Origin of the sequence: Synechococcus sp. 65AY6A5 (genome assembly GCF_002760415.1) — a bacterium.
Classification (GTDB): Bacteria; Cyanobacteriota; Cyanobacteriia; order Thermostichales; family Thermostichaceae; genus Thermostichus.
Map to the genome: position 1 here is coordinate 404,187 of NZ_AXUW01000001.1, position 10,825 is coordinate 415,011.

At 60.1% G+C, this 10,825-nt stretch carries 10 protein-coding genes and 1 CRISPR repeat array; of the genes, 7 read left to right on the forward strand and 3 right to left on the reverse strand.

What is annotated here, in order from left to right:
- A CRISPR array of direct repeats spans positions 1 to 483; the repeat unit is 36 nt; unit sequence GTTCCCCCTTCGGGGGGATCCCTAGAAATTGGAAAC.
- 13 nt (positions 484 to 496) lie between these two features.
- Positions 497 to 1,918, reverse strand: a complete 1,422-nt coding sequence (locus tag SYN65AY6A5_RS01850) for an FGGY-family carbohydrate kinase (protein WP_099813045.1) — start codon at positions 1,916 to 1,918, stop codon at positions 497 to 499.
- Positions 1,919 to 2,077: 159 nt separating this feature from the next.
- Positions 2,078 to 2,563: a 2Fe-2S iron-sulfur cluster-binding protein gene (locus SYN65AY6A5_RS01855; RefSeq protein WP_099883780.1), complete on the reverse strand. Its 486-nt coding sequence runs from the start codon at positions 2,561 to 2,563 to the stop codon at positions 2,078 to 2,080.
- Between the two features lie 179 nt (positions 2,564 to 2,742).
- Here SYN65AY6A5_RS01855 and ylqF point away from each other — a divergent pair, with 179 nt between their 5' ends.
- The 7 genes from ylqF (at position 2,743) to SYN65AY6A5_RS01890 (ending at position 10,481) form a co-directional block, all read left to right on the forward strand.
- On the forward strand, positions 2,743 to 3,612 hold the full coding sequence (gene ylqF, locus SYN65AY6A5_RS01860; RefSeq protein ID WP_099813047.1) for a ribosome biogenesis GTPase YlqF: 870 nt from the start codon (positions 2,743 to 2,745) through the stop codon (positions 3,610 to 3,612).
- A 217-nt stretch (positions 3,613 to 3,829) separates the two neighbouring features.
- Positions 3,830 to 6,112 carry a bifunctional (p)ppGpp synthetase/guanosine-3',5'-bis(diphosphate) 3'-pyrophosphohydrolase gene (locus SYN65AY6A5_RS01865; RefSeq protein WP_099883782.1) on the forward strand — a complete coding sequence of 761 codons (2,283 nt, stop codon included), beginning with the start codon at positions 3,830 to 3,832 and terminating at the stop codon, positions 6,110 to 6,112.
- A 95-nt stretch (positions 6,113 to 6,207) separates the two neighbouring features.
- On the forward strand, positions 6,208 to 6,792 hold the full coding sequence (gene psbP / locus SYN65AY6A5_RS01870; RefSeq protein WP_071813523.1) for a photosystem II reaction center PsbP: 585 nt from the start codon (positions 6,208 to 6,210) through the stop codon (positions 6,790 to 6,792).
- Between the two features lie 217 nt (positions 6,793 to 7,009).
- Positions 7,010 to 7,804: a 3',5'-cyclic-AMP phosphodiesterase gene (gene cpdA / locus SYN65AY6A5_RS01875; RefSeq protein WP_041438436.1), complete on the forward strand. Its 795-nt coding sequence runs from the start codon at positions 7,010 to 7,012 to the stop codon at positions 7,802 to 7,804.
- A gap of 128 nt (positions 7,805 to 7,932) precedes the next feature.
- Positions 7,933 to 9,087, forward strand: coding sequence for a homocysteine biosynthesis protein (locus SYN65AY6A5_RS01880; RefSeq protein WP_011430761.1), 1,155 nt, complete (start codon positions 7,933 to 7,935; stop codon positions 9,085 to 9,087).
- A gap of 143 nt (positions 9,088 to 9,230) precedes the next feature.
- Positions 9,231 to 9,755, forward strand: coding sequence for a thermonuclease family protein (locus tag SYN65AY6A5_RS01885; protein WP_011430760.1), 525 nt, complete (start codon positions 9,231 to 9,233; stop codon positions 9,753 to 9,755).
- Positions 9,756 to 9,812: 57 nt separating this feature from the next.
- Positions 9,813 to 10,481 (forward strand): cofactor assembly of complex C subunit B, encoded by a 669-nt coding sequence (locus tag SYN65AY6A5_RS01890; protein ID WP_011430759.1) that lies wholly within the window; start codon positions 9,813 to 9,815, stop codon positions 10,479 to 10,481.
- A 9-nt stretch (positions 10,482 to 10,490) separates the two neighbouring features.
- Here SYN65AY6A5_RS01890 and SYN65AY6A5_RS01895 read toward each other — a convergent pair.
- Positions 10,491 to 10,825, reverse strand: a 335-nt coding sequence (locus SYN65AY6A5_RS01895) for a zinc ribbon domain-containing protein (RefSeq protein ID WP_143597123.1), incomplete at its 5' end; no start/stop codon positions are given.

Here is a 10,825-nt window from a genome sequence, read left to right on the forward strand (position 1 = left end):
GTTCCCCCTTCGGGGGGATCCCTAGAAATTGGAAACACCCGGCTGGTCCGGGGCTGATCTCAGTCTCGTTCTAGTTCCCCCTTCGGGGGGATCCCTAGAAATTGGAAACTCCCTCAAACTTGGCACAGCGAGAGGAATAGTATGAACTGAGTTCCCCCTTCGGGGGGATCCCTAGAAATTGGAAACCCTAAGGAGGATAGTTATGTCTACTACTGTGTTTGCATAGTTCCCCCTTCGGGGGGATCCCTAGAAATTGGAAACATTGCGGAGAATTTCCTCTTTGGTAAACATAACAAACCTGTTCCCCCTTCGGGGGGATCCCTAGAAATTGGAAACCACGGATGACCCCACCATCCAGTGTGAAGTAGAAGGCGGTTCCCCCTTCGGGGGGATCCCTAGAAATTGGAAACCATGTTCCTCCTTTCCCCAGCAGGGGGCACTGGTCAAGTTCCCCCTTCGGGAGGATCCCTAGAAATTGGAAACAAAAGAAAACCTGCTACCCAGTGAGTAGCGGGTTAGTGGCTCTCCCTTCAGGGAATCTCCAGAAATTAGGAAGGCGGCTAAGGAACTCCGAGTAGATCTCGGTATAGGCCTTGACCCACTCGGGATCGGGCTGGATGAGGCGTTCCACCTGCACCAGCCGATCGGCAGCCTGCTGCACCGAGCAGCACCAATAGGCCGAGGCGGCCAGGACAGCTGCCCCTACGGCGGCCTCGGGGTGCTTGACCACTGCTAAGGGGCGGGCAAGGAGGCTGGCGCGCAGGCGCAGCCACAGAGGGCTTTTGCAGCCGCCGCCGGTGGTCAACAGCGTTCCCTCTATGGGGATCCCGTGGGCGGCCAAGGTCTCCAGCCCCAGCCGCTCCACCATTGCCACCCCTTCCAAGAGAGCTGCATAGAAGCGAGGGGATCCCACTTCCGCCTGGGGCAAGAAGCCGGCAAATTCACTATCCAGGATGGGAAAACGCTCGCCGGGTCGGCAGAGGGGATAGCTGACCAAGCCCGTGGGCAGATGGGCTTCCGCCTGCCGATCCAGGGCAGCAAAGTTGCCGCCGGGGAAGAAGTGGGGCAAGACCCCGCCGCCGCAGAAGGAGGCTGCTCCTGGCCACCAACTGGTTCGGTCGGGGTGCAGATGGGAGTAGAGGCTTTGCGTTTGCACGGGATAGGACTCCGTCCCGCTCACGCGAACAGCACTGTTGGCCTTGAAGATGAGGGTTGTGCCCAGGCTGGTGGCAACCTGCCCCAAGCGAGTAGCCCCTGCGGCCAACTGTCCGGCGCAGCCATCGGTGATCCCGGCAGCAATCAGCACCTCTGGCCCCAGCTCCCACTCCGCCCGCACCGTTCCCAGAACCGTTCCTGGCGCCACCACCTCAGGAAAGCGCTTGGGGTCGAGGCCATGGCGAGACAGCCACTCCCGCGGCCACGTGTAGGTTTCCAGGTCGAAGCCGCTTTTTAGGGCATGGGTGTGATCGGTTACCCGCCGGCGGCCTCCCAGTTGGCTCAGGAGAAAGTCCGCCGGGTGGGCCAGGTAGCTGTCCCGGTATTGATCAGGATGGGCTTCTGCCCACCACAGCCAGCGGCTGAGCCCCCAACTGGCCGGGATCCCCAAGCGCCGGGCCTGGGCCTGTCCCCGCAGGTCGGAATACAGCCAGGCCTGATCCAGCGGCATGCCCCGCCCGTCTACCGGCAAAACCGTGCCAGAGGTGCTACAGGCACTGAGGGCAACGATGGCGTAGCGATCCCCCAGTTGGGTCTTCAGGTGTGCCAGCAGCGTCTTCAGGGTGCGCAGCCAGCGGCCCGGGTTGGTTTCCGGTGGATCCCAGGAGCGCTCGCTTTTGCCCACTATCTCGCCTGCCTCCGAGAGGGCCACCACCCGCATCCCCGAAGTACCCAGGTCGATCCCAAGAAACACAGGGTTCATAAGGACTTGCTAGCAGAGTAAACTACCCGGCTCCGACCGCCCCCCTTCCCCCCAACCCCCCGTATACGGGGGGCAGGGGGGCGGGGGGATTGAGGGGGGTACGGTGCGGGGCTGCTGCGGTTTCTAGCTGAACTAGCGCGAAGAGCTTCCCTCAAATGGCTAAAAATCTCGGCTGCTGCGGGCCAAGGCCTCTTGGATATCCAGATCCAAATTCTTCACCGACTCCAGCACCGAGCGCGTAATCAGCTTGCCCGCTTGCACCAAAACGGCGCCAGTTACTGGGTGCAAAAGGGGCTGCTCCGCCCGCCGCCCAATCAACACCTCGATATCCTTAAAAGCGTTGATGTACATCCCCACCGGCAACTCCACCACCACCCCTTCCCCCAGAACCCGCGCTTGACAAGCTAGGCGGGAATTGGTCTTACGAGTGGTGATCACCTCCAAGGTGCGCTGCTCCCGGGGGGTCATGGCCGAGAGCGATTCCATCCCCTCTTTTACATACACATGACAGGTGGCGCAGAGGCCGCGCCCGCCGCACTCTTTCAAGACATTCAGCTCTTCCCGCAACAGCACCGAGAGCAAGTTGCTGTTGGTGGCCACTTCCGACACCTGAGCAATGGGATCCAACCGCACCCGCTTGACCATTGTCTCTCCTTCTTTGTTACATCCCTTAACGTTAGCTTGTCCTGGCAAGGGATCCTAGTCACACCTATACTGTATTATTTTTTACTCGCCCTGGGATTGGGAAGGAGCGGGCTGGGCAGGCTAAAGTAGATCCTGTCCTTGTTTGCGTAGCCGTCGAGCTTTTCCAAGGTTTTGGCGGCATGAGCTCTCCGCCCATCCAGTGGTATCCCGGCCATGTGGCCAAGGCCATTGGCCAGTTGCGGGAACAATTGCGGCTGGTGGACGTGGCAATTGAAGTGGTGGACGCGCGGATCCCGCTGGCCAGCCGTCACCCTGAGCTGGACAAGTGGCTGGGGGAAAAACCTCGCCTCTTGGCGCTTAACCGAGCCGATTCCATTGCGGCAAGGGATCTCAAAGCGTGGCAGGAGCATTTTTCGCAGCAAGGGATCCCGGTCTATCCCACCAACGGCCAATCGGGAGAAGGGGTGCCCCGCCTCAAGCAAGCCATCTTACAGATGGGGCAAGCGGTAAACGAGCGGCGGCAACGGCGGGGCATGCGGCCGCGGGCTGTCCGGGCCGTGGTGGTGGGCTTTCCCAATGTGGGCAAGTCTGCCTTGTTGAATCGACTTTTGGGACGGCGAGCCGTCGAGAGCGCTGCGCGCCCTGGGGTAACCCGGCAACTGCAGTGGGTACGGCTAGGGGGGGAGTTGGATTTGCTGGACTCGCCGGGCATCCTCCCGCCTTCGCTGCCGGATCAACAGGCAGCCTCCCTGCTGGCCATCTGTGATGACATCGGCGCCGCAGCCTACGATCCTGAGCAGGTGGCCGCCTACTTCGTGGATCAACTGCTGCAGGTGCAGCCCCAGGCCCAAGCCCTGCTGCAACAGCGCTACGGCTGGCCCGACCCGATCCCCCCTGGCAGCGTGGCAGTGCAAGATCTCGCAGAGCGGCGGTATCGAGGGGATGCCGAACGAGCGGCAAGGCAAATTCTCAACGACTATCGCAAGGGATGGCTAGGGCCTCTAGCTTTGCAACTCCCCCTAGCTGCTAGCCCTCCAGCAAGAGGCTAGTCCACTAGATTTTGGTATATCTTGCTCCGGAATGCTGCAAAGTGAGGGATAGGATAGGCGCAGAGCGTTAAGCTTTTCCCTGCACTTAGGGGCAGGTTTATTGCGCAGCTTTTTTCTTCAACCTGCCTGCAGGCGGCTTGAATCAAGGATAAGCTGTAAGGAACTCCAGTGATCGATACTAGAGGTAGCAGTTAAACCATCCTTTTTGCGGACTCCCATGGCTCAGCCTGCTGTTGCCACCAGCTTAGAAGGAGCCTTTGACCTAAATAGCCTGGATTTTGAGGTGCCGGGATGGCTGCGGGCTTTGCTTTCAGGCGCTGAAGATCTCGGCGATGGGCTGCGATCCTACACGGCGGAAGAGGCAGATTTGCTGCGCCGGGCCTTCGAGTTTGCCTACTGTTTGCACAAGGGCCAAAAGCGGAAATCAGGGGATCCCTACATCGCCCATCCGGTGGCCGTGGCCAGCCTGTTGCGGGAGTTGGGGGGTGACGCCGTTACCGTAGCTGCTGGCCTTCTGCACGATGTTGTCGAAGATACGGAAGTTACCCTGGAGGCCCTAGAGGCCGAATTTGGCCCTGAGGTTCGCCTGCTGGTGGAGGGGGTAACCAAGCTTTCTCAGTTTAATTTCTCCAGCAAAACGGAGCAGCAAGCAGAAAACTTCCGCCGCATGTTTGTGGCCATGGCCAAGGATATCCGGGTCATTGTGGTCAAGTTGGCGGATCGCTTGCACAACATGCGCACGCTGCAATATCTGCCCCCCCACAAGCAAAAACAGATTGCAGCCGAAACTATGGAGATCTTCGCCCCCTTGGCCAACCGGCTGGGGATCTGGCATTTCAAGTGGGAACTGGAAGACTTGGCCTTTAAGTACCTGGACTACGAAGCCTATCGCCAGATTCAAGAGCTGGTCAACGCCAAGCGTAGCGAGCGAGAGGCAGAGATCCAAGCGTTTATTGAAGAGCTGCGGAAGCACCTCATTCAAGGGGGGCTAGAGCACTTTGAGATTAGCGGGCGGCCCAAGCACCTGTACGGCATCTACCGCAAGATGCAGCAGCAGCGCAAAGAATTTCACGAGATCTACGATCTCCTGGCCGTGCGGGTTATCGTGCAAACCGTGAGCGAATGCTACCGGGTGCTGGCGGTCGTTCACAACTGTTTTCGCCCCATTCCGGGTCGTTTCAAAGACTACATTGGCTTGCCCAAGGCCAACCGCTACCAATCTTTGCATACGGCTGTGATCGGCCTACAGGGCCGACCGGTGGAGGTGCAGATCCGCACCGAAGAGATGCACCGCGTGGCCGAATACGGCATTGCCGCCCACTGGAAGTACAAAGAAGCCGGCAGCACCCCCGTAAAGCCCGAGGAAGAGCGCTTTACCTGGCTGCGGCAACTGTTGGAGTGGCAAAACGACCTCAAGGACGACAAAGAATACCTGGACACCATTCGCGAGAACCTATTTGAGAGCGAGGTTTACGTCTTTACGCCCAAAGGAGACTTGCTGGCCCTGCCCCAGGGATCCTGCCCGGTGGACTTTGCCTATCGCATTCACTCTGAAATTGGGGATCACTGTGCCGGGGCGCGGGTGAACAACAAGATCGTGCCCTTGAATACCCGCCTGCGCAATGGCGACATTGTCCAAATCATCACCCACAAGAACGCCCACCCCAGCCTGGACTGGATCAATTTTGTAGCCACCAGCTCGGCCCGCAACCGCATTCGCCAATGGTTTAAGCGCTGCAATCGCGAGCAAAACATCGCCCGGGGCCGGGACTTGCTGGAGCGGGAGCTGGGCAAAACGGGGTTCGATGCGCTGCTCAAGTCGGAGCGGATGCAAAAGGTGGCCGAGAAGCTCAACTACACCAGCGTGGACGACCTGCTGGCGGCGCTGGGCTATGGAGAGGTCACCCCCACGCAGGTGCTCCATCGGCTGCAGGAGGTGAGCAAGCCGGCAGTCTCTCCCCCGCCAGAGGAGGGATCCCTTGAGGAAGCCAAGCTGCTGCTGCCGCGGGCCAATGGGAGCCGAGGTTCCAGCCGATCCCAATCTCCCATCCTGGGGGTGGAGGGTCTGAAACACCAGTTGGCCAAATGTTGCAACCCGCTGCCAGGGGATCCCATCCTGGGCGTGGTTACCCGCTTCAAGGGTATCACCATTCATCATCGCGATTGTCCGCGGGTGGCTCAGGTTCCGGGGGAGCGGCTGGTGCCGGTGCGCTGGAACGAGGAGCAATTACGGCAGAGCACCCAGATCTACCCTGTGGAACTGCGCCTGGAGGTCATTGACCGCGTTGGCGTGCTGCGGGACATCCTTTCCCGTCTTTCGGATCAGAGCATTAATGTGCGCAATGCCAGGGTGCAGACCTTTGCCAACCGTACGGCTCTGATCGATCTCTGTATTGATGTGCGGGACAAAAAACAGCTCGACCAAGTTCAGAGTCAATTGCGCCAGCTCTCGGATGTGCTGGTGTTGCGCTCCCGCCACTACCAGAACGGATCCCGCTGAAGAACTTCTAGGGTCTTTTTTTTCACTGGTTCGAGAGGAGGCGCCCATATTAGGATGATTGAGATGGGCAACCAATCTGAGCGGAGGATCCCGGCATGTCAGCAGCACAAGGTGGGCATCTTGCCCGATTCGGACAGCGGCTCTCTGGGGTGTTGTTACTGCTCTGTGTTTGCCTCAGCTTGCTCACCGGTGCCTGCTCCGCAGGCTCTAACTTGCGCGCCTACAGGGATCCTGGCGGAGCCTTTGCCTTTGCCTATCCCAACGGCATGGTGGCAGTGAACTTGGGGCCAGGGAAAGGGCCAGCGGTGCTTCTGCGCGACTTGGTCTACGAGACGGAGAACGTCAGCCTGATGATTGCCCCCTTTGATAAGGGAGAGACGATTGCCGATCTGGGTGGCCCGGACGAGGTGGGGCAATTGGTGGCGGAGAAGATCATCGCCCCGGAAGGCTCTGGTCGCTCGACCAAGCTGTTGGCCGCCGAAGCTTTTGAGCGGCAAGGCCGGCCCTACTACCTGTTTGAGTACCAAACCGATATCGGATCCCAGCTCCGCCACGAGGTAGTGACGGTAACCGTGCGCCACCATCGCCTCTATACTCTGACTGCCTCCACCCAAGAATCCCGCTGGCCGCAGGTGCAGGCTGCCTTCAGGAATGTGGGCCATTCTTTGAATGTCTCTTAAGACTTTTCTCCAAGATTTTTTGAGAATCTTAGCTGCTCTAGGAAGCCTCAGCCAAGGCAGGCCTGATTGCAGAAATTGCATCAATGCCCAATCCATATAAAGGTTGTACCAATTGAGATCGATTTGGCTCTTCAGATCCCAGGCGAGACATCTGCTGCTAAAACGGTAATGTTTTAAATCTGCAGAGATGGGCTTCTATCCCCCTTCAGTCTGGTCTATGACCGTATACGTGGTTCAGATCAGCGACCTGCATCTGTTTGCCAAGCCGCACCAGCGGCTGTTGGGGGTGGACACGGAGACCTCTTTCCTGCAGGTGCAAAAGGCCATTGCCGCCTTGGATCCCTTGCCCGATCTGCTGCTGCTCACCGGGGATCTCGCCCAGGATGGCAGCGCCGCCGCCTATGCCCGTTTGCGGGAGCATCTGCGAGCTCTTCCCATCGACACCTATTGGCTGGCGGGAAACCACGATCGCCTTCATAACATGAACTCAGAGCTCTGCGCCGAGCGAGTACACCGGGAGAAAAGCTTCAGCCGAGAGAACTGGAGCTTTATTTTGTTGAACTCTCTGGTGCCGGGCAAAGACAGCGGCTACCTAACGGATGGCGCCTTGCTGTGGCTCCGCCAGGAGCTGCAGCGCAGCCAGGCTGCCCAGAACCATGTTCTCTTGGCCCTGCATCACCCCCCCTTCTCGGTGGATTCCGACTGGCTGGATCAGAGTGCCCTGCAGCAGCCGGAGCGGCTGTTTCAGGTTTTGGACGAGTTCGACCACATTCGCCTGGTGATCTTCGGCCACATCCACCAAGACCTGCACCGCCGCCGGCAGGGGGTCGATTACTTTGCCTGTCCCTCCACCTGTGTGCAATTTCGCCCCAAAAGCTCTCGGTTTAGCCTGGACGTGATCCCCCCGGCCCTGAGGCAGATATGGCTGGAGCAGGATGGCAGCTTCAAAACCCAGGTGCAACGGGTGGAAGCCGCCCTGCAAATGCCCAACCTAGCTCTGAAAGGGTACTGAAAGATCCCCCTCTCAGCCGACGGCAACCCTCCCCCCTCGAGCGCCTTTGGGCTCTCTAAGCTATTGATTGGCGCTGTGGCCCCTCTGGGAGGGAGATCTGCCCAGACCCTTGCCATCTTTTGAAGGCGATGGAAAGAACTCTAGAAGAAATTAACCGGCGCATTGCCAAAGGCCAGGTGCGGGTGTGGACGGCCCTGGAAGCCAAGGCCAAGCTGGCCACCCTCAGCCTTGAGGAGGCCTTTGAGCAGGTGGATGTGGTAACCACGGGCACCTTTGAGCCGATGGAGTCGTCGGGGGCCATCCTCAACCTGGGCCATACGGATCCGCCGATCAAGATTCGCCAGGCTTGGCTAAATGGGGTGCCCGCCTATGCCGGCTTTGGCGCCGTGGATCTTTACCTAGGGGCAGCCCAGCCCAGCGAGCAAGCCGATCACCCCTACGGGGGCGGCCACGTTATCGCCGATCTGGTGGCCGGCAAGCGGGTGCACCTGCGGGCTGTTGGCCAGGTAACCGACTGCTATCCCCGCGCTGACTACGAGACCACCCTGACGCGGGATCAGCTCAACCAGTTCTACCTGTTCAACCCCCGCAACGCCTACCAAAACTTCATTGTCGGCGTCAACGGCGGGGATCGGCCCCTGTACACCTATTTGGGCCTGCTGGAGCCGCACCTGGGCAATGCCGTCTATTCCAATCCAGGTGAGCTCTCCCCCCTCCTCAACGACCCCCTCCTGCGCCGGGTGGGGATCGGCAGCCGCATCTTTCTGGGGGGCGGCATCGGCTACATCGCCTGGGAAGGCACCCAACACTTCCCGCGGCAAAAACGGCTGCCCAACCAAACCCCCATCGGCCCTGCCGCCACCTTGGCCCTCATTGGCGACGCCAAACAGATGCAAGCCGAATGGGTGCGGGGCTGCTACTTCCGCAACTACGGCCCCAGCTTGATGTTGGGGGTTGGGATCCCCATCCCCATCCTTTCCCCCGCCGATCTGGAGCCCATCGCCATCCGGGATGAGGAGCTGGTGGCGCCGGTGATCGACTTTTCCATCCCCCGGCGGGTGCGCCCCACCTTTGGCCTGGTGAGCTATGCCCAGCTCAAATCCGGCCACATCACCCTCAACGGCCGCAAGGTGCGCACCGCTCCCCTGGCCAGCCTGCGCCGCTCGATGCAAGTTGCTGAGATCCTCAAACAATGGATTGTAAGCGGTCAGTTTACGCTCACCCAGCCGGTTGCTCCCCTATCCTTGGATCGGGAGTTTCTCGCCCAGAACCCCCACCCATAGTAGGAATCCCCATCTCCCAAACCGGCCATCGGATCCCTGGCAAGGGGTTGTCTTCCAGGCAGTTGCCGCTACCATTACGCCTTAGGTGTTGCCGACAAACGCTCCCTGGGGGAGGGGAGCCGCTATCCGCAAGGGGGAAAGACATGTTCCGGCGTATTGCTGTTGGCTCTGCGGTGTTGGGATGGCTCTTGGCCCTGCCCGGCCACGGCTTTGGGGAGCGGCGGGTCGTGCCCGATACCCCCTTCTACTTCGACAACCACTACTTTGATCGCTACCCGGATGCAGTGGTGGTGAGCGTGGTCAACGGTGACACGCTGGTGGTGCAGGTCGAAGGGGAACAGAAATTGCGCCTCATCCGCCTGGCCGGGATCCAAGGTCTTAGCCCGGAGGAGGATCCCTTTTACCAGCAAGCAATTGAGCTGATGCGGGAGCGCATCCTGCACCGCACCGTCAAGCTGGAAGGGGATAAGCTGCTGCGCAATGTGGATGCCACCGGCTTGGTGGAGGCCTACGTCTGGCTGGAGGGCCAGCAGATGAACGCTATGCTGGTGCGCAACGGCCTGGCCCGCATCGCTCCCTACAGCCACAACATCAAATACGACAGCTACTTCGGTGGCCTGCAAAAAAGAGCCCGCCAAGAGCGCCTCGGCATCTGGAGCCGCCTCTGACGCCTTGGATAGCTCTAGACTGGGTTTACTGGGCACTCTGAGAGACGTCTGCCTGCTTTGAGGGTTAAATCCACTCCGGCTTCCCGGGATCCCAATCGCTGGCTGAGGCGGCTGCCTTTGGTGACCGGCCTTCTGGGCAGCGTCCTTGTGCTGGCCAATCGCCTGCTGTTTACGCCGGAGTTGCTGGCCAGCCAGTCCCGCTCCGACGCCTTGGGGATCCTCCTCAGCGCTGTTTTGATCTTGACCGGCCTGCTGTGGCAGCAGATCCAGCCGCGTCCTCCCCAGGCTGCCCCCCTGCAGGGAAGTCCAGGTTGCGACTGGCACCCGGATCTGTCCGAGAGGGAAAAACTGGAGCTGGCCTGGGCTTCCCACACCCTGCTCAGCACCACCGCCGCCCGCACCGTGGTGATCTGGGTGGAGGGGCGCACCCTGCTGCAGCGGGGGATCCTGGCCAGCCCCGGCCACTTGCCCTCCCTGCAGCTTCAGGGCACCCTGCAGCAGGTATTGGAGACACGTCAGCCCCTCTACCTGGGGGATCTGAGATTTTTCCCCGCCCGCGCCGAGTTCGACGGCCTGTTGCCCCCCGGATCCCAGGCAGTTCTCTGCCAGCCCATCGGCCAGAGGGGATGCCTCATTTTGGGCAGCGACAGGCCGCGCAGCTTCAGCCGCCAGGAGCGGGCCTGGGTTGCCGCCATCGCCGACAAACTGGAAGCCCTATTTGCCTAGCTGATACATTTACGCTGAACACTGCTGAGCAGTAATGCTCAGCGGTGAAGCGATAGCATTCTGTCCGTTTCCGTTGTCACTACGCGACGCTGACGCGACCGCGCTACTCGGACGGAGTCCAAACAGAAAGGCGGTATCCCGCAAAGCCCTGAGCATAACACCCAGAGCGCCTTGCCAATCTCGTGGTAGCCTATGGTTGCACTTTGGGCATCTAAACACCTTTGCGCCACCCAACTTGGTGTGGATGTGCCCGCACTTGGTACAGGTTTTGCTGGTGTACGCTTCCGATACTTCCACGACGACCACGTTTTTCTTCTTGGCTTGAAACTTCAGGAGCTGCTTGA

Excerpts from the sequence above, each read along its gene's own strand:
- SYN65AY6A5_RS01850 (WP_099813045.1), bottom strand. The coding sequence starts at position 1,918 with ATGAACCCTGTGTTTCTTGGGATCGACCTGGGTACTTCGGGGATGCGG.
- SYN65AY6A5_RS01855 (WP_099883780.1), bottom strand. The coding sequence starts at position 2,563 with ATGGTCAAGCGGGTGCGGTTGGATCCCATTGCTCAGGTGTCGGAAGTG.
- ylqF (WP_099813047.1), top strand. The coding sequence starts at position 2,743 with ATGAGCTCTCCGCCCATCCAGTGGTATCCCGGCCATGTGGCCAAGGCC.
- SYN65AY6A5_RS01865 (WP_099883782.1), top strand. The coding sequence starts at position 3,830 with ATGGCTCAGCCTGCTGTTGCCACCAGCTTAGAAGGAGCCTTTGACCTA.
- psbP (WP_071813523.1), top strand. The coding sequence starts at position 6,208 with ATGTCAGCAGCACAAGGTGGGCATCTTGCCCGATTCGGACAGCGGCTC.
- cpdA (WP_041438436.1), top strand. The coding sequence starts at position 7,010 with ATGACCGTATACGTGGTTCAGATCAGCGACCTGCATCTGTTTGCCAAG.
- SYN65AY6A5_RS01880 (WP_011430761.1), top strand. The coding sequence starts at position 7,933 with ATGGAAAGAACTCTAGAAGAAATTAACCGGCGCATTGCCAAAGGCCAG.
- SYN65AY6A5_RS01885 (WP_011430760.1), top strand. The coding sequence starts at position 9,231 with ATGTTCCGGCGTATTGCTGTTGGCTCTGCGGTGTTGGGATGGCTCTTG.